The 18,128-nt window shown below is 47.1% G+C and carries 19 protein-coding genes and 1 riboswitch; of the genes, 10 read left to right on the top strand and 9 right to left on the bottom strand.

Annotated features, from left to right (window positions below; genetic code table 11):
• Positions 1–193: 193 nt before the first annotated feature.
• Positions 194–787, bottom strand: a complete 594-nt coding sequence (locus IV64_RS06165) for a hypothetical protein (RefSeq protein WP_057706258.1) — start codon at positions 785–787, stop codon at positions 194–196.
• Between the two features lie 151 nt (positions 788–938).
• Between IV64_RS06165 and greA the strand changes: the two genes are divergently transcribed.
• Entirely contained in the window at positions 939–1,409 is a 471-nt protein-coding gene (greA, locus tag IV64_RS06160; protein ID WP_057706257.1) for a transcription elongation factor GreA, read from the top strand.
• A 128-nt stretch (positions 1,410–1,537) separates the two neighbouring features.
• Here the strand turns inward: greA and IV64_RS06155 are convergent, their stop codons facing one another.
• Positions 1,538–2,368, bottom strand: coding sequence for an aldo/keto reductase (locus IV64_RS06155; RefSeq protein ID WP_057706256.1), 831 nt, complete (start codon positions 2,366–2,368; stop codon positions 1,538–1,540).
• A gap of 30 nt (positions 2,369–2,398) precedes the next feature.
• Positions 2,399–2,875 carry a glutathione peroxidase gene (locus IV64_RS06150; protein WP_057706255.1) on the bottom strand — a complete coding sequence of 159 codons (477 nt, stop codon included), beginning with the start codon at positions 2,873–2,875 and terminating at the stop codon, positions 2,399–2,401.
• A gap of 147 nt (positions 2,876–3,022) precedes the next feature.
• Positions 3,023–3,117: riboswitch (TPP riboswitch) on the top strand.
• Between the two features lie 103 nt (positions 3,118–3,220).
• Between IV64_RS06150 and IV64_RS06145 the strand changes: the two genes are divergently transcribed.
• The 3 genes from IV64_RS06145 to IV64_RS06135 are packed head-to-tail and all read left to right on the top strand — an operon-like array spanning position 3,221 to position 5,884.
• Positions 3,221–3,796 carry an ECF transporter S component gene (locus IV64_RS06145; RefSeq protein WP_083491591.1) on the top strand — a complete coding sequence of 192 codons (576 nt, stop codon included), beginning with the start codon at positions 3,221–3,223 and terminating at the stop codon, positions 3,794–3,796.
• 20 nt (positions 3,797–3,816) lie between these two features.
• A complete protein-coding gene (locus IV64_RS06140; protein WP_057706253.1) occupies positions 3,817–5,235 on the top strand; it encodes an ATP-binding cassette domain-containing protein in 1,419 nt (472 codons plus the stop codon).
• On the top strand, positions 5,225–5,884 hold the full coding sequence (locus tag IV64_RS06135) for an energy-coupling factor transporter transmembrane component T family protein (RefSeq protein WP_057706252.1): 660 nt from the start codon (positions 5,225–5,227) through the stop codon (positions 5,882–5,884). Before IV64_RS06140 ends, IV64_RS06135 begins: the two co-directional genes overlap by 11 nt.
• A gap of 76 nt (positions 5,885–5,960) precedes the next feature.
• Here the strand turns inward: IV64_RS06135 and IV64_RS06130 are convergent, their stop codons facing one another.
• Entirely contained in the window at positions 5,961–7,481 is a 1,521-nt protein-coding gene (locus tag IV64_RS06130; RefSeq protein WP_057706251.1) for an ATP-binding cassette domain-containing protein, read from the bottom strand.
• A 329-nt stretch (positions 7,482–7,810) separates the two neighbouring features.
• On the opposite strand from IV64_RS06130, the gene IV64_RS06125 reads away from it, so the two are divergent.
• Together IV64_RS06125 and IV64_RS06120 are read left to right on the top strand one after the other, a co-directional pair.
• Positions 7,811–8,194, top strand: coding sequence for a fluoride efflux transporter FluC (locus IV64_RS06125; protein WP_057706250.1), 384 nt, complete (start codon positions 7,811–7,813; stop codon positions 8,192–8,194).
• Positions 8,194–8,547, top strand: coding sequence for a fluoride efflux transporter FluC (locus IV64_RS06120; RefSeq protein WP_057706249.1), 354 nt, complete (start codon positions 8,194–8,196; stop codon positions 8,545–8,547). The genes IV64_RS06125 and IV64_RS06120 overlap by 1 nt, the downstream gene beginning before the upstream one ends.
• A 119-nt stretch (positions 8,548–8,666) precedes the next feature.
• On the opposite strand, the gene IV64_RS06115 is transcribed toward IV64_RS06120, so the two are convergent.
• Both IV64_RS06115 and IV64_RS06110 read right to left on the bottom strand, forming a co-directional pair.
• Positions 8,667–8,861, bottom strand: a complete 195-nt coding sequence (locus IV64_RS06115; protein WP_057706248.1) for a hypothetical protein — start codon at positions 8,859–8,861, stop codon at positions 8,667–8,669.
• 121 nt (positions 8,862–8,982) lie between these two features.
• A complete protein-coding gene (locus IV64_RS06110; protein ID WP_057706247.1) occupies positions 8,983–10,170 on the bottom strand; it encodes an acetate/propionate family kinase in 1,188 nt (395 codons plus the stop codon).
• Positions 10,171–10,241: 71 nt separating this feature from the next.
• Between IV64_RS06110 and IV64_RS06105 the strand changes: the two genes are divergently transcribed.
• Positions 10,242–11,141, top strand: coding sequence for an NFACT RNA binding domain-containing protein (locus IV64_RS06105; RefSeq protein WP_338033747.1), 900 nt, complete (start codon positions 10,242–10,244; stop codon positions 11,139–11,141).
• A 118-nt stretch (positions 11,142–11,259) separates the two neighbouring features.
• Here the strand turns inward: IV64_RS06105 and IV64_RS06100 are convergent, their stop codons facing one another.
• The 3 genes from IV64_RS06100 to IV64_RS06090 all read right to left on the bottom strand — a co-directional run bounded on the left by IV64_RS06100 (position 11,260) and on the right by IV64_RS06090 (position 13,605).
• Positions 11,260–11,481 carry a hypothetical protein gene (locus IV64_RS06100; protein WP_057706245.1) on the bottom strand — a complete coding sequence of 74 codons (222 nt, stop codon included), beginning with the start codon at positions 11,479–11,481 and terminating at the stop codon, positions 11,260–11,262.
• A 282-nt stretch (positions 11,482–11,763) separates the two neighbouring features.
• Positions 11,764–12,756 carry an aldo/keto reductase gene (locus IV64_RS06095; RefSeq protein ID WP_057706244.1) on the bottom strand — a complete coding sequence of 331 codons (993 nt, stop codon included), beginning with the start codon at positions 12,754–12,756 and terminating at the stop codon, positions 11,764–11,766.
• A 225-nt stretch (positions 12,757–12,981) separates the two neighbouring features.
• Positions 12,982–13,605, bottom strand: a complete 624-nt coding sequence (locus IV64_RS06090; protein WP_057706243.1) for a histidine phosphatase family protein — start codon at positions 13,603–13,605, stop codon at positions 12,982–12,984.
• Between the two features lie 370 nt (positions 13,606–13,975).
• On the opposite strand from IV64_RS06090, the gene serC reads away from it, so the two are divergent.
• The 3 genes from serC to IV64_RS06075 all read left to right on the top strand — a co-directional run bounded on the left by serC (position 13,976) and on the right by IV64_RS06075 (position 18,083).
• A complete protein-coding gene (gene serC / locus IV64_RS06085; protein WP_057706242.1) occupies positions 13,976–15,067 on the top strand; it encodes a 3-phosphoserine/phosphohydroxythreonine transaminase in 1,092 nt (363 codons plus the stop codon).
• Positions 15,067–16,236, top strand: coding sequence for a phosphoglycerate dehydrogenase (locus IV64_RS06080; RefSeq protein ID WP_057706241.1), 1,170 nt, complete (start codon positions 15,067–15,069; stop codon positions 16,234–16,236). Before serC ends, IV64_RS06080 begins: the two co-directional genes overlap by 1 nt.
• 179 nt (positions 16,237–16,415) lie before the next feature.
• Positions 16,416–18,083 carry a peptide ABC transporter substrate-binding protein gene (locus IV64_RS06075; RefSeq protein WP_057706240.1) on the top strand — a complete coding sequence of 556 codons (1,668 nt, stop codon included), beginning with the start codon at positions 16,416–16,418 and terminating at the stop codon, positions 18,081–18,083.
• Positions 18,084–18,128 lie beyond the last annotated feature (45 nt).

The raw sequence follows: 18,128 nt of genomic DNA, 5'->3' as shown, positions 1-18,128 counted from the left end.
ATTTTCTGATTATTTTGCCTATACTTAACTTGTTCGTAACTCCGTAGAGCGTGAGAAACTCTACGACTAGCCAAGGCCTGGAAAGCTATTGGCTATTTTTTTGCCTTTTTTCTATTTTCACTCATCGTTCGGTCACTAAAAAAGAGGTTACTTGCGATTTTCCTCTCAAGTGACCTCTTCTTTCGGCGATTTACTAGAACTTGTAATCTGAAGCAAAAAGGCCACGGATAGACTTCAGCTTAGCTAAACTCATAACTTGTAACTTCTTTACTGAAACCTTCTTAGGTTTTTGCCACATATTGTAATTTTGATACTTGTGACCGTTGATCCGGTACTGATCAGAAGCGTAAATAGTCGGAATCGTATAGCTATTCTTCCCTTTGCGAACTAACTTGATTGTTCCTGAACCCTTCGCAAAACCATATTTAATGTCAGCTTTACTTAACTTTGGCGTTAACTTTAAAGTCATCGTGCTACCCTTAACCGTTTGCTTCTTGATTTTATAATTAATGTGCGAAGTTTCAGAGCTGAAGTTACAGATAATCCGTAAGTTTTTCTTGCTCGTCTGTAACAAAACCATTCCCCGACGGCGTTTTGTCTCAAGTTTCACCATAACCTTTTTATGACTCTTAAGAATGTTTTTGCTAATTTTGTAAGTTTTGGCTTTCTTCTTGCTACTCTTTTTTACCGTCTTAGCTTGTGCGGTGACCGGCGCAACGGTACTTGCTAATGGCGCAACCGTCACAGCGGCTAACGTTACAACCCCTAATTTAGTAATCAAATTCATCATGCAATCCCCTTTTATAAAAATATTTATGAACCGGTTCGATTATTGCGCTAAATCCGGCAAAATACTAGTTCCATTTGGCTCCCATTGAATTTATCCACCATTGCGGTAAACTATTCCCAGAAATTCAAGATAATCGAGGTTTGAGACCATGGAACCAACTTTTAATAAAATGACGCCCGCGGGCTATCACGCCATTGAACAAGAAATTGAAAGCTTAAAGGACCAACGCCCCCACCGCATCAAAGTCTTGGCCGCCGCAGCAGCGCTTGGTGACCGTTCGGAAAATGCCGAGTATACGAATGCTAAACGTGATTTAGGACGCTTAGAAAGCCGGTTACGCTTTTTAAACAAACAGCTCCAATACGCGCAGGTCGTTCAGCCAGCAGATAATGACAAACTGGACATTGGCAAGTTTGTGACCATTGAGTTTATGGATGATCATGACCAGCTCACCTATCAGCTCGTTGGGAAGCAAGAAGCTAACTTAGAAGAAAACAAAATCTCCTTCACCTCTCCAATCGGGGCCGCACTCGCAAATCACAGTACGGGTGACGTTGTGACGGTCAGCGCACCGAACGGCAATTACCAAGTTAAAATTATCACCATTAACCATGACTAAGTTTTAAAAGAACAGCCACTAAAATAACCCAGCGTTAAAAGCTACAGATCGTACTACCAGATTGGTTAGTATAATCTGTGGCCTTTAACGCTGGGTTATCTTTTATTCACATTTATTAGCCCTTACACTTAAAACTCTTGGTAAAAGGCCGGATTCTGATTCTTCAACCGACCATCCGCAGAACTCAGGCCATTGATGGTCGCCATGTCTTCAGCGGTAATTTCAAAGTCAAAGATATCGCGATTACCTAATTGCCGTTTAGGCGTAGACGACTTCGGAATTGGTAACGTTCCTAATTGAACTTCCCACCGCAAAATCAATTGGCCGACGTTCTTCTGATAACGCGCCGCGATTTCTTTCAAAACTGGATTTTGTAACATTTCACTGGCGCGCCCCAATGGACTCCAGTCCTGCGTCAAAATACCGTGGGCGGCATCGTAGTCGCGTTGGGCCTGCTGGTTAAAGTACGGGTGGAGTTCCACTTGGTTGATGACAGGCATCACGCCCGTTTCTTTTTCCAAACGGTCTAAGTGCGCTGGCAAAAAGTTTGAAACCCCAATCGAGCGAACCAATCCCAACTTTTGCGCGTCAATCAACGCTTGCCAAGCTTCAACGTAGTGATCTTCTTTCGGATTTGGCCAGTGGATCAAGTAAAGGTCATAGTAGTCTAACCCAGCGCGATACAGTGATTCCTGAATCGTTTCAATTGCTTGATCATAGGCGTGGTGCCGGCCCGGTAACTTTGAAGAGATAATCAATTCCGAACGTGGCACGGAAGAACGCCGGACCGCCTCACCAACGGCCCCTTCATTTTCATAATTAAACGCCGTATCCAACAACCGGTAGCCCCGGTCAATCGCTGAATCAATCACCTGAACACCGTGGGCTCCGTTTAATTTATAAGTTCCAAATCCAACCTTAGGGACGGTCAAACCGTCCCTCAACGTATATGTTTCCAACTAATGCCACTCCTAACTTATTTCTAATCATTATCGATCAGCTAACGCATCTTGAATTGCTGTTTCAAAGGCAATTGGACGCGTTGTGGGGGCGAAGCGATTTAAGACGCGTCCATCACGCCCAATTAAGAATTTCGTGAAATTCCACTTGATTCGGCCGTGACCCGCCGTCCGTTTTAGATAGGTGAACAACGGATCAGCTTCGTCGCCATTGACCATCACCCGTTTCGTCATCGGGAACGTCACGCCGTAGTGCCGCTGACAATAGTCGTGCGTCTCAGTGTCATCCGCTTTTTCCTGATGAAATTGGTTCGATGGCAGGCCTAAAATCACTAGTCCCTCACCTTGATAGCGCCGATATAACGTCTCCAATCCCTTGAACTGCGGCGCCAGGCCGCAATTGCTGGCCGTGTTCACAATCAGTAACACTTTTCCACGGTATTGGGACAACGCCAGGGTCTCACCACTCATTTCAGTTTCCGTAAAATCATAAATCTCCGTCGTCATGGAGCAACCCTCCTAACAAAGTTTACTTTTTTAGCTACTATTCTTAGTAAACCACATATTCTTGATTTTCTAGTGAACTTTGCTTTCTAATCGACGGATTTTGATTGCGCTTCCTAAATTTTTCCGTTACACTAATCCTATCATCCACAATAGCAACTGGGGTGCCAACTACGGCTGAGATAATACCCATTGAACCTGAATCTGGACAATGCCAGCGCAGGAAGCAATGCTTTTATTTGGGGAACCATCAATGATGACTTAGCCGTCTACCGCCGTTTTGCGTGGTAGGCGTTTTTTGTCGCACGGATGCTGTGAATGAATCAGATATTATGGGAGGTTTCACTTGTGAAATGGGTAAAAGATTGGTATTTAAGTGACATTATTTTATTAGCTTTAATTGGCGTTTTCTTCGGTATTATTTTCCTAGGGACCAACTATATTTACGATATTTTGGCCGCGGTATTCGCACCGTTAGGCTTGAGCCAAATTCCAAACGAGTTGTTGCTCGGACTCTGGTGTATGCCCGGAATGCTTGCCGGCTACATGTTACGAATCAAAGGATCTTCAGTCCTCGGTGAATTTTTAGCATCCGTTGTTGAAATGCTTTTCGGGGGACAATGGGGTGCCTCAACGATGATCTCAGGTGTCTTACAAGGGGTCGGATCAGAATTAGGTTTCACGCTGACCCGGTACAAACATTATGACTGGTTAGGCTTGGTTGCGACCGCTGCCACCACGACCATCGTCACTTTTGGTTGGGACTTAGCACGTAGCGGGTACGCCAAGTTACAATTATGGCTACTCCTACTTTTCTTCGTCATCCGGTTCTGTTCGATGTTCGTTTTTGGCGGGTTACTGACCCGTGCCATTACGGATTTATTGGACCGGAGCCATGTTCTTAAAAAAACACACACTAACTAATTTTTCGGAGGTCCTTTTTCATGGCGACGATTGCGCTTGAAAATTTATCTTATACGTATTCATCGGCGCAGACGCCCATTTTTGAACACGTCACTACTCAGTTTCCCGCCCACCAGTTCACCCTACTGACGGGGCCTTCGGGGACTGGTAAATCAACGTTACTGCAGTTAATTGCGGGCCTATTGTCGCTGCCAGCTGAACACGGCCAGATTCGTTATGACCAAGCTCTCCTTGGCGACATCCCCGCAACTGACCGGTCCAAGCGCGTCGCCATGATGTTTCAAAATCCTAACCAGCAGTTCGCTATGGATACGGTTGAACACGAACTGATCTTTGCGTTAGAAAACCAGCAGAATGACCCACAAATTATCATGCACCGCCTCACAAGTGCCCTCGATTTTGTCGGTATTCGCAACTTACAGAAACGACTCCTTAGTCAGTTATCTGGCGGTGAAAAACAAAAAGTCGCCTTAGCGGTCATCGTTGCGATGGATAGCGACGTCATTTTGCTAGACGAACCGTTTGCGAGTGTTGATCCAATTGCTCGGGCCGGCTTATTGCGGCGGTTGGTCGAATTGCGTGATCACCGTGGTAAAACCATTATTTTGGCTGACCACGACTACGCGGGCTATGATGAGCTCGTCGATCACGTGGTTCAAATTACGCCAGAACACCAATTGAAGATGCTCCCCCAGACAGACTGGGCGCAGTTATTTGCGGCCTTTCAACCGCAAGCGCTGCCAACGTGGCCGGTACCATCAGTTGTTGAACAACCGTTATTTGACCTCCACCAGGTGGGCCTCAGTCAAGGTGAACATACCTTGCTGACCCCGACCGACCTACAACTTCATGCCCACCACAACACGCTAATTACGGGGGCAAATGGGACTGGTAAATCCACCTTGTTCGAGGCCCTCGTGCGTTTAAATCCTTACGACGGCACCATCAGCTATCAGGGCCGAGACATTCAAAAGTTCCGGCAAAAACGCTACGCGCGGCAAGTTGCGTTACTATTTCAAGACGCCGAAGCTCAATTTTTTAACATCACCGTGGCGGAAGAACTCGCACAGAGCCAAAAGTACGCGTACAGCGATTACTTTACACCCGCACGCATCCAAGCGGCCCTGACGCAACTTAACTTGGCGGGCCGTGATGGTCAGGTCATTTATACCCTGAGTGAGGGGCAAAAAAAGAAGTTACAAATCTTATTAATGCTCATTATGCAGTCACCGGTCTTGTTAATGGATGAACCACTGAAGGGATTGGATTTAAAGTCCATTCACGCTCTCGTTGGACTGCTCCAAACAACTTTGCGGGAAACTCATCAGACTTTGATTATTATTAGTCACCAACTCACCGGGTTAACCCCACTAATCGACTATCACCTGCGACTGGCTGATCACCGATTACAATACGGGGGTGCGACTCATGAATCCTAGCCTGAAATTATTGCTACTACTGATCGTGGCACTTGAAATTTCGTTTACAAATATCGTTAGCTTAAACGTCGCACTAGTCGTTCTATCAATTATTTACCTACTAGCCTGTCGCGTTAAGCTCCGAACGCTCCTCTGGCTCCTAATTGTGCCGTTAATTCCAGCGATTGGGCTCTGGAGCACTCAGTACATCAACGGTACCGGGCAAAAGGAACTGATGGCGTGGGTCCTGTTCACCCGAATCTACGCGTTTGTCTTTACCGGTGCCACGCTGACCCTGACGACCGACGTCTTAGCCTTGGCTGATTCCTTAGAACAGAACTGCCATTTACCTTCTAAGTTCGCTTACGGGGTCCTAGCTGCCTATAATTTGGCCCCAAAGATCAAACACGAGGTGCAGGTCATTCGTGCCGCGGGCTTAATGCGGGGACAGACCCTTTCATTTTGGTCACCCCAGCTTTACTTCAAAGCCATTTTAATCGCCATTAACTGGTCACAAAACCTTGCCCAGGCGATGTCCTCACACGGTTTTGTGGAAGACGCGCCCCGGACACATTACCGTCAAATCCAGATACGTACCAGTGACTGGGTCATTTTAATTGGCGGCGTCCTACTACTACAAGTCGGCGTGTTCGTTATGCCGTGGCGTTAACCTAAAAAGACGCACTATCCACTTTTGCTTAAATGGATGGTACGTCTTTTTTAATCGTTCCGTATGTTTGATCAAATTAGTGTGCTTTAGCTGCGTCAATCTGCTGCTTAAGGGCCTGAATATCAGCCGTCTTAGCGTTAGGGTCAGCCATCATTTGGTCGTACTTGAATTGCAACAGTGGCAAGTCAACCGACTGCTTGGGCGCCTGCACTTCTTTGTCTGGATCGATTAACTCGTGACCTTTAAATACTAGGGTCCGGGTCGCCACGGCTTCTCTAAACGGATCATCATGGGAAACGAAAATGACCGTCCCCGGATAATGCTGTAAATAATCCGCTAACGCATCAAGGGCGTCAACGTCTAAATAGTTAGTCGGTTCATCTAGCATCAGCACGTTGTAGTCACCAACTAAGATTCGAACCAATTGTAGTTTGACCAGTTCGCCACCGCTAAGTTCAGCGACCAGCTGCGGGTAAAAGCGGGCGGGTAACCCGAGCGCGCCCATCACGTTTCGGATGGTCTGATCGGGTAAGTGACTCGCGGCACGCACCGTTTGCCAGACGGTCAAATGACCATCTAGAGCCGTCATATCCTGATTGAAGACACCAGCTTTCGCTGCGGGTGCCAAGGTCAATCCCGGTGTCTGACCCGCTAAAATGGCCTTTAACAAGGTCGTTTTACCACTACCATTAGGACCAACCAGCGTCACCCGTGATTGTGGTTTAATCTGAAACGTCGTTGGCTTTAGCAACGTTTTGCCATATTCCACCAGTTGCATGTCCAAGGCGGTCACGACCGCTTTTCCGGTAAAATGAGGAAAATCAGTTGCTACTAACTTAAAACCGGTTTGCGTGAACGGCTTAGCCACCGTCGCCTCCCGTTCGCCACGTTCAACTAACTTCTTGGCGCTCCGGTCCATCTTGGCTGCCGTCGCTTCCCGCAACGACTTGGAGTTCGCACGTTCAGCCGCGGTCATGCGCTTGTTTCCTTTGCGGATGCGTTGGGCCTTTTCATGTCGCGCCTGGGTCGCCTTTTTCAGATCCTGCAGGTGGCGAGCTTGGCGCGTATACGCGGCTTCTTGGGTCACTAACTGTTGTTGCTCAATCGCATGGTAGTGCGCATAGTTACCCGGATACATCTTGAATTCCTGATGAACGACCGCCCAAGTTGTCGTGGTCACCGCATTTAACAATTGCCGATCATGTGAGATCAACAGTAAAATACCCCTAAATCGCTTCAGTTTTTTGGCTAACCAATCCTGATGGGCTTCATCCAAGTTCGACGACGGTTCGTCTAAAATCAAAATTTCTGGGCGTTGACTTAAGGCTTCCCGAACTCGGGCCAACATCGCCTGACCCCCACTTTGGTCAAAGGTCGGTGCAATCTGCGGCACGTACACTACCGGTGCATCAATGATTAGTTGGCCCTGATAGTCGTGATCCGTCCCCGTTAAAATGTGCGCTAAGGTCGACTTTCCCGCCCCGTTGCGGCCAACAATCCCAATGTGCGCACCATCCGATGCCGTTAAATCTTTAATCGTAAATAGTGGCCGGCCCGCCACTAACTTTTCAATGTTCGTTAATTTTATTTCTGTCATATCAAAATCCCCTTTAACTCGTGGGACATTCGCGGTGTGCGCGCTAAATATAAACACAAAAAAAGCGTTCCTGCATCCAGGAGCGCTGGCATTTAGATTTCGCCAGCACCACTAATTAATCCCAAAAACGACAGTCCACCCCTTATTTATTGGGTCAATGACTGTTCAGTTACCAGAATTAATTAGTTGCGCATTGGCTGAAATCCTCCGTACTTTCATAAGTTGATTTATACAATAGCATGTTTAAAATAATTTTGCAACTAGCTCCAGTTGAATTTCCCGCTGACTTTCAGTAAACTTAAATCACTTTCTGAAAGTGGGTGTCATATTTGAAAAAGGTCCTTGCCATTACGGTTTTTGCTATGCTAGGTGGCGGCTTACGGGAGTTACTTAGCTTAATCGTGACTTGGCCCCAGCATTTTTGGATCACCGCCATTATTAATATTACCGGTGCCTTTATTTTAAGCTTAATTACGGGCCTCTTGCCCGCTCGACTGTCCCTTTCGGAAGCCGTTGTAACGGGGATGAGCGTTGGCCTGGTTGGCAGTTTTACGACCTTTTCAACTTTCACCAGTGAAACGCTACAGCTCTTGCAAAACGACCATAGCGTTTTGGCAATACTATATATCGGTGTCAGTCTCGGCTTAGGATTACTTGCTGGATTAGCTGGTAATTTACTCAGTGAGAACTGGTTATCGGGGGACGATGCTTGATGCTAACACTCATCATATTAGCCGGCAGTGGCGCCGCAGTCGGGGCACTGTGTCGCTTTGGCCTGATGCGCCTCGCCCAACCACTCAACGGTCGGTGGCCGCTGCCCGTTGCCACCCTCTTTATCAACTTGACCGGCTCATTACTATTAGGCATGATCTTGACGCACCACCTACCATTAAACTGGCAAGTCTTCTTAGGGACTGGCATTATGGGCGGGTACACGACTTTCTCCACCATGATTAACGAGGTCGTCTTACTCAGTCGTAACCATCACCGACAAACAGCCTGGTCCTATTTAGGTCTCAGCCTGCTGGGTGGACTTGGCTTAACCTTAATTGGCACCTTAATTTAAAACGAGAGACAAAAAACCATGTAGAAATATCAACTATTTCTGCATGGTTTTTCCCATTACTATGGTCAAAACGTGGGCAAAAGGGTAGTCTGTTTCGCCCTTTGTCCCACGCTATTATTTTAATTTTGAAACGGACTCGCAAATAAAGCGATTCCTCCGAGTGCCAAAACGGCCACGCCAATCCACAGCGCCATTTTAAGCAAGAATAGCCCGATGATGACGGTAAAAATTAAACCGATTAATTTAAACCCAATTTTAAAGAAAACTTTTAGTAACCAAAAGCCAATCACTAAAGCAATCAAAAAACCGATCATTGTTGCGCCCCAAACAGGAGCTTCCCTCCTTACGGTCGACATTAACTGTCTTCTTAGCAAGTAGTCTAGCATGCTGTCTGATGAACGCCTAGTGACTTGTCCCAAATTAACGGAAGCTTAATTAATCTTGTAACGCCGCAACCTGTCGAACCATCGCTAGCTCTTCATTGGTTGGAATTAACAAGACCTTGATCTTGGAATCAGCACTACTGATGACGCCTTCTTGACCAGCATCATTCAACTGGGTGTCTAATTTCACCCCAAAGATCTGTAGCCCGTCAACGATTTGTTGCCGCAACGGTGCGTTGTGTTCCCCAATGCCCCCAGCAAAAATAATGGCATCGGCACCGTTTAATTCGGTTAAGTAGCTCCCAGCGTATTTGACGATCCGGTTAACAAAGATTTCAATGGCCAACTTCGCCCGTGGATTCGTCGCTGCTTGGGCCCGAATCTCACGCATATCGGGTGAAATTCCTGAAACCCCTAATAAGCCAGATTCATTATTAAGCATCATCATAATTTCATTAGGGTCACTAATATTTTCAGCCTGCATTAAGAACGGTAAAATTGACGGGTCAACGTCACCGGCCCGCGTTCCCATCGTTACCCCGGTCAACGGTGTAAAGCCCATTGATGTATCGAAGGCCTTACCATCTTTGACAGCGGCTAACGAGGCCCCGCTCCCTAAGTGTAACGTGACTAAATCAAGGGATTCCTTAGATTGACCCAATAATTCGGCGGCCCGGCCAGTTAAGTAACCGTGTGAGATACCGTGTTCACCGTAGCGCCGAATATGATACTTATTCGTCAATTCATACGGTAAGCTGTAGATGGCATTCTTTTCAGGTAAATCGGTAAAGAATTGGCTGTCAAAGACGGCGTACTGCTTCACGTTTGGCAAAGCTTGGGCCATCGTTTCGATTCCCTTTGCTTCCATCGGATTATGCAGTGGTGCAAAGTTACTCAAATCTTTGATGGCTTGTAAAACATCCGGCGTCACTTCGACGGCGTGTTTGAACGTTTCGCCACCCGCAACGACCCGGTGCGCTACCGCCGTAATCTCATCCAACGACTGAATGATTGCTAACCGTTGTAATTCCGTCAGCATCAACTTGGCCGCGTGGTTTTGATCCAAGTTATCAACCGTTGTTTCATACTTCTGATGGTCACCATACTTAATTGTAAAAATCGAGCCTGGCATACTGATTCGTTCAACCAAGCCACTAGCAACCACCGTTTCAGCGGGCATTTCAAATAATTGCCACTTTAACGATGAGCTACCTGCGTTAATAATTAATGTTTTTTGCATCTCAATGATCACTCTCCCTCTAATAGAATACCGAACTTTTCTGAAAAATAGTGAACTAATTTTCAAGATGTATAATAAAACTAATCAAGTTTTACAGAAAGGAACTTCTCATGCCCGATATTACCGACGCTGAACTGGTGCAAAAAGGCCTTGCACACCAGCTTCATCACACTAAAAAACAAATTGAATCTCTAAGTAAGGCCATCGACCACATGCCCGACGCAACTGAACTCCAAGTTAAGGGGACGTTGTTAAAAACGTATGCAAGTCAAATTGACGGCCACCATAATTTTGTCGAATTACCCGACTACCGTCAACCCGAAACAAAGTTAACGATCAAACTCGACGCGACTAAATCCATTATCGCCAACGCCGAAGAATACTTTCATCGTTACCGTAAGAGTAAGCGCGGCCTGAACACGGTCATTCATAACCGTGAATTAGCCGAAGCTGAATTGCAGCAACAACTGGCCCAGCAGGCCGCGTTTGACCCCACTGACCCTGATCAAGTGGCCCAATTAAAACAAAGTCTGATTGAGCAGAGCGTCATTCACACCCAAGTTTTGCACTCATCCAAAGCACCCGAACCAGCCCACCCACGGCGGTTCCACACGCACGACCACGTTTTAGTCGAGGTCGGCAAAAATAGTTACCAAAACGACCACTTAACGATGACCGCGCGGAAAGATTATTACTGGATGCACGCTGGCGGTGAAATTCCCGGCTCACACGTCGTCATTCACAGTACCAACCCTAGTGAGCGCACCTTACAAGAAGCCGCCGTTTTGACCGCCTATTACAGCAAGGGTAAGAAGATGCGCCGAGTTCCAGTCGACTGCTTAAAAGTTGGTCAAATGCATAAACCTAAGGGCGCTAAATCGGGCCTAGTAACGTTTAGCGGCCCGGCCCGGACAATTACGGTCAGTCCCGATCCCGAACTCGTTAACGAGCTCCGTGACCCCGAAAACTAAACGTTGTCAGTATCGTCTGTCCACTAAAAAAGTTGTTCAGCAAGCCTGCTGGACAACTTTTTTATGATTTTGCGCCAAAATCGCGCTGGATTACAGACACCTTATCTGATCTTCAGGATTAACGCTGCCACCACGACTCTTTTAAGAAATCAATGGCGGTAACGTCACTGAGCGCAATTTGGTTAACGACGCCGGCCTGCTGGTTCAAAAAGAGCGCCGACGCGTTGACGGCGGCAATCAACCCACTCGGACGTTCGCCGTCCGCTAAGGTCAATCGCACCACACAATTTAATTCATAAGCTTGTAACAACGAAGCTTCAATTGGTTTCAGCTGTTCCATTCAGATCACCTCATCGAAAATAGTAGCTTTATCATAGCACACTTTTAGAACGTACGTTCGTAATAAACTATTACAATTTGATGACGTTGCTAGGACGGGATTTCCGGCATTTGAATGTTTTCACGTTAAAACCAATCACCCAGTTAACTACCCGAGTAACCGAACATTTTTAGAATCTGAACATCACATTGCACGTTTCGTGTGCTAACGAAAACCACGTCCCAACCTCCCTCGTCGAAGGGGGCGTTGGGACGTGGTTTTTATTCTGGTTAAACTCAGTCACTATTTTTTCAAAATTTGTTTGATTGTTGCGACCTCTTCATCGCTGAACATCAACTGTTTAGCGGCGTCCAAGTTTGCGTGTAAGTGCGCGATGCTAGTCGTCCCGATAATGACACTGGTAACAGCTTCAGATCGCAACAGCCAAGCTAACGCCATCTGGGCTAACGTTTGGCCACGGTGTTGCGCCACGGCGTTCAAGTCATTTAGCCGCTTGACAACCGCATCGGTCCCGTTAGCTAGCAAGTATTTATTGGTCCGGTGAATTGGAAAGTCAGCGGGGATTCCGTCTAAGTAACGTTGCGTTAGCAAGCCTTCCGCCAACGGACCATACGCGACTAAACCGGCCCCATTTTGCGCCAACAAATCAATCAACCCAGTCGTTTGGGCTGTTTCATGCAACATGTTGTAAGAAAATTGGTTAACGGTGAACGGCGTGTGCATGTCCTTAAAGTAGCCGATCATTTCTGCGGTTTGGTCCCGGTCGTAATTTGAGATTCCGACGTACATGGCCTTCCCCTGCCGTACAACTTGATCGAGAGCCTGCGCAGTTTCTTGTAAATCAATGTCTGGATCTGGCCGGTGTGAGTAGTATAAATCGACATAATCCAAATGCATCCGTTTCAAGCTACGGTCCAATGAACTGATCAACGTCTTACGTGACCCAAAAGCGCCGTATGGTCCTGGCCATGCCGGATAGCCAGCCTTCGTTGTAATCACCAATTCATCACGATAAGGTTTTAAGTCGTCTTGGAAAATTTTCCCAAAGGTTTGTTCTGCCGATCCTTTAGACGGCCCATAATTATTGGCGAGGTCAAAACTAAAGACCCCGTGATCAAACGCATCGAGCACAACTTTACGCGAATTCGCATAGGGTTGTTCGTCACCAAAGTTCCGCCACAATCCTAACGAAACAATTGGTAACTGCAATCCAGTCCTACCAACCCGGCGAATCGGTAGTTCATCATAGCGGGTACTTGCTGCTGAATATGTCATACTAATACCACCTTAAATAATTTTAGTTAACGGTTACATTATAACCTTAAACACAAAAAAGGCAGTCCTCGCAAGTCGCCAGGATTGCCTCACTTAGGAGTTTATATGTGATGTCTGCTGTTGCTGCCTGATTGATACGCCGTTTGGGGTAAGGAGCAACAGTGCGTGATTACCCCAAACTACTTTCCATTGTAGGCCGAAATCGCGTATTCGTTAAGGGGGACATTAAAAACTACTATGCCGATTATAATAGCTCAAAAATTCCCGTTGCGTGGCTACGTCCACCGTGATTTTAGTGACGCTAGTATTTTCTGGTTCCGGTAAGCTCATTGGGTCTTGCGGTTGCAATACGGCTAGCGCCATGGCTTTGACGGTAAAACCGTGGGTCACCACAATAATCTTGTCATCGGGATACTGCGCCGCCGTGGTTGTCAAAAAGGCTTGGGCCCGTTGAATGACGTGGTCAAACGTCTCGCCCGCCGTCGCTACCGAAACGTAGGTCGGTAAGACGTCTTTTAAAAATGGATCAAAGTACTGAGGGTACGTTGCCAATAACTTTGCGTTATCTTGACCGTCCCACTGACCGTATGAAATCTCTAATAACCGTTCATCCGTGGTCAGTGGCAAATCCCGCCCCCGGTTTAAAATCGCGGCCGTCGCCCGGGTTCGATCCAACGGGCTACAAATCAGTCGGTCGGCAAAACTAATGTCAAACGTCGCGTGCAGCTCCTGCGCTTGCCGTTGTCCCACCTTATTTAGCTGGGTAACTGCCGTATTAATGGTGCCCTGTTTCAAATTTTGGGCGTTCGCCGTCGTTTGTCCGTGGCGAACGATGTAAAAGGTTGTCATACTAGTCTCCTGTAAAATTAAATATTTATGAACGACGCTGTGCTTTTCTTAATTATGACATAATTTTTCTCATTTGTTGACTTGACAAAATAAGTTTCTCTTGATAAATTGTAGTCATTGAAATCAAGGAGTGAGTTTTATGACTATTAATCGTAATGCTAATTTAATCGTCTCCTCCTGGTCTACACACCCATCTGTGTTGGCCTAATTTCGCGTGAGCAAATCAAGCCCCAGCACGGATGTTCAATCACATTCGATGACGAGGGCGGTTATAATACTGATTAATTAACAGTCCTGGTAGTCGAATTGACTACGAGGGCTTTTTTATAGTCATTTGGTTAGTCACTAATTTGAAAGTGGGGATTTTTTTATGCCAACGTATAACTTTTCTGCCGGTCCAGCCGTCATGCCGAAACCGGTCATTGATCAGATTCAAGCTGAATTACCGTCGTTTCAAGACTCAGGAATGAGCATCATGGAAATCTCCCACCGCTCGCAACTGTTTGAACAAGTCATCAACGACGCCGAACAAGATTTGCGCGACTTAATGCAAATTCCAAACAACTACCGCGTCCTCTTTTTCCAAGGCGGCGGGACGTTGCAATTTACAGCCGCACCACTTAACCTAGCCACCGCCCACCACCACATCGGCTTACTTGATAGCGGGCATTGGGCCAGCCGGGCTGCTGATGAAGCCCGGCGAGTGGCCACCCAAGTCGACATTTTAGCAACGGGCACTGATAACCACTTCACGGCGCTACCGCAACTACAAGGACCAGTCGACCAAAATTTAGACTACGTTCACCTTACCACGAACAACACCATTGAAGGAACAATGTACACAAAACTTCCAGATACTGGTCACGTCCCGTTAGTCGCCGACATGTCGTCCAATTTCTTGGGTCAACCTTATAACGTCACCGACTTCGGTATGATTTTTGCCGGGGCTCAAAAGAACTTAGGTCCTGCCGGCTTAACCATTGTGATCGTCCGTGACGATTTGATTGGCCACGCCAAGAATTTACCAAGCATGCTCGACTACCAGCTCTTTGCGGAGAAACAATCAATGTTTAACACGCCACCGGTCTTTGCCATTTACGCAGCGGGACTCGTCCTCAAGTGGTTAAAGGCTCAAGGCGGACTTGCCGCAATGGCCCAACGCAACCAAGAAAAAGCGGCCCGGCTGTACGACTTCTTGGATCAATCTCAATTATTCAATAACCCGGTTATACCCAGCGACCGTTCCACGATGAACGTGCCGTTCATGACGGGTGACCCTGCGTTAGATGCCCAATTCATTGCTGGCGCCACGGATCAAGGTCTCCTAAATCTAAAGGGCCACCGACTAGTTGGCGGGATGCGCGCTAGTCTGTATAACGCCATGCCACTAGCTGGCGTCGACGCCCTCGTCGATTATCTCGCTACTTTTGAAGCCACTCATGCCAAAGGAGTGCTGAACTAATGTATCAAGTTAAAACTTATAATGCGATTGCCCAAGCTGGGCTCAATACGTTCACTCAAAATTACACGTTAAATCAGTCCGAGCATCCCGATGCCTACTTAATTCGCTCGGTTAATTTGCACCAACAGACCTTACCCGAATCACTGAAAGTGATCGTCCGGGCGGGCGCCGGCGTCAACAACGTCCCCGTCGACCAGGCGACCGCCAACGGTACCGCCGTGTTCAATACTCCCGGTAGTAACGCTAACGCCGTCAAAGAACTGGTCATTGCGCTGTTAATTATCTCTTCACGGAACTTGATGGCCGCGACCAGCTACTCCGCCAAACACACTGAGGCAGACGTTTCTCAGCGGACCGAACATGACAAAACGAAGTTTAATGGCACGGAACTGTTAGGTAAAACCTTGGCCGTGATTGGTCTGGGGCACGTCGGGTCATTAGTGGCTAACGCCGCGTTGACGCTTGGTATGAACGTGATTGGCTACGATCCCTACTTATCCGCAGACGCCGCTTGGAACATTGCGAAACAAGTTCAACGCGCTGCAACGCTTAAAGATGCGGTCAAACATGCGGACTACGTCACCGTGCATGTGCCTAAAAATGAGGACACTTTAAATTTGATTGGTCCCGACGAGTTGGCGGCAATGCCCGCCGGCGCCAACCTGTTCAACTACTCACGCATTGGCATCGTCAATAATGCAGCGGCCGTGGCAGCGCTGGACGCGCACCACCTCACGCACTACTACACCGACTTTGGCGAACCCCAGCTGGCTAACCGCGATGACGTAACGGTCACGCCTCACATCGGCGGCTCCACGATTGAAGCGGAGGTCAACGGGGCAACCCAGGCCGCCAAGACGATCATGACTTACTTAGAAACCGGTAACGTCAAGTCAGCCATTAATTTACCCGACTTAACCGTCCCGTTTAACGCCGCCTACCGTTTTACCGTAATTCACGACAACGTCCCTAACATGGTGAGCCAGATTACGTCTAAGTTGGCGGCTGCCAACTTGAACATCGCTACCATGGCGAACGCGGCTAAACACCAAACGGCCTACACGATTATCGACGTCGACGCTTTAGACCATCAAAATAGCCAACAATTGATTACGGCGCTCAACGCTATTCCAGCAGTGACCCGTGTTCGGTTGATTGCTAACGCCTAGTCTTTTCCAATTTGGATAAAAAACTTTCTAACCAAAGCAGTCCTATCAACCCTTGATAGGACTGCTTTTTTGGTGTTTCTGTTCAAAACATTAAAAATTAAATATTGATTTTAATCTGTTTTTAATGTATTCTCATTTTTATATCGTACATAGTCACTTGAGTAGGGGGCACTTATTTTATGAAATGGAAATTTTTAGCAACAGCAGCAGCAGTTACCGTCACAGCTGGTGGCTTATTGGTTGGTTGTGGTAGCAAGTCGGCAGATTCTAATGCAGCAAACGCGGGTAATACCACCGCTGGCATGGCCAAGACCCAGGTTTTAAATTGGTCTGAAAACGGGCAAGACATTACAACACTTGACCCGTCAATGGCAACCGATGTTATTAGTGGGACCATGATCAGTAACTCGCAAGAAGGCCTGTACCGTTTAGGCAAAGATAGCAAGGTCACACCAGGGATTGCAACGGGGACCACGGTCTCGAAGGATAAGAAAACTTATACCTTCACATTACGTAAAAATGCCAAATGGAGCAACGGTGATAAAGTAACCGCCCAAGACTTCGTTTATGGTTGGCGCCGCACCGTTAACCCTAAGACCGCTTCTCAATACGCTTACCTGTATTCTGGCATCAAGAACGCTGATAAGATCACTGCAGGGAAAGCGAGTCCTTCTACTTTAGGCATCAAGGCGGATGGCAAGTACAAGTTGACCGTCACGCTGGAAAAACCAATGCAATACTTTAAACTCCTGATGGGCTTCGTGGTCTTCTTCCCACAAAACCAACACGCCGTTCAAAAATATGGCAAGCAATACGGGACTAGCGCCAGCAAGATGGTCTATGACGGGCCATTTAAGATGACTGGTTGGAAAGGGACTAACTCAACTTGGACCCTTGTTCGTAACACGGACTACTGGGACAAGAAACACGTCTACTTAACAAAGATCAACGACCAAGTGGTTAAATCAACAACGACCGCATTTAACTTATTCCAGAGTGGCAAGCTTGATGCCGCCGTCCTTTCAGGTCAACAAGTTAAAAACGAAAAGAACAACAGTAAGTTGGTCATCCGTAAGTCTTCACGTTTGAACTACCTTGAATTCAACCAAAAGAAAGTCAAGGCTTTGGCTAACACGAAACTTCGTCAAGCCATGTCATTAACGTTAGACCGTAAGCAACTCGTTAACGACGTCCTCGGTGACGGTTCCGTTACACCAAAGGGCTTCGCCACTAGTGGCTTAGCGAAGGATCCAACAACTGGAAAAGACTTCGCAACTGAAAATACCGTTGCCGATTCAGTCACTCAAGATAACGCCAAGGCTAAAAAACTCTGGCAAGAAGGTCTTAAGGAAGTCGGTAAGAAGTCGTTGACCGTTACGTTGACGCACGACGATACCGATCAAATGAAGGCCATCTCCGAATACGTCCAAGGTCAATTGGAAAAGGAATTGCCTGGTTTGAAGGTCAATAGCGTTACCGTTCCTTACAAGACTCGGATTGCACGTGAAACCGCTGGGAACTTCCAGTTAGTTATCTCCGCATGGCAAGCCGACTTCTCCGACCCAATCTCTGACTTAGGCATCATGACGTCTAAGAACGACTACAACTTTGGGAAATGGACAAATTCTGATTACGACAGTGCTATCAGCGCCGCTAACGCAACGACCAGCACCGCGACCCGTTGGGAACAACTTGCTAAAGCTGAAAAAATCATCGGTACTGATCAAGGCGTCGCCCCACTTTCTCAAAACGTCATTGCACAAATGGTCAACCCTAAGTTGAAAGGGCTCGTTTACAACACAGCCGGTATCAACTACAACTTCAAGGGTGCTTACATGGCCAAATAAAGTCCAGCACACAACGATTTAACATTTAATAATGAATAAGGTGTA

The sequence above is a fragment of the Lactiplantibacillus xiangfangensis genome, from assembly GCF_001438845.1.
GTDB classification, from domain to species: Bacteria; Bacillota; Bacilli; order Lactobacillales; family Lactobacillaceae; genus Lactiplantibacillus; species Lactiplantibacillus xiangfangensis.
This window is presented reverse-complemented; position numbering and strand designations above follow the sequence as displayed.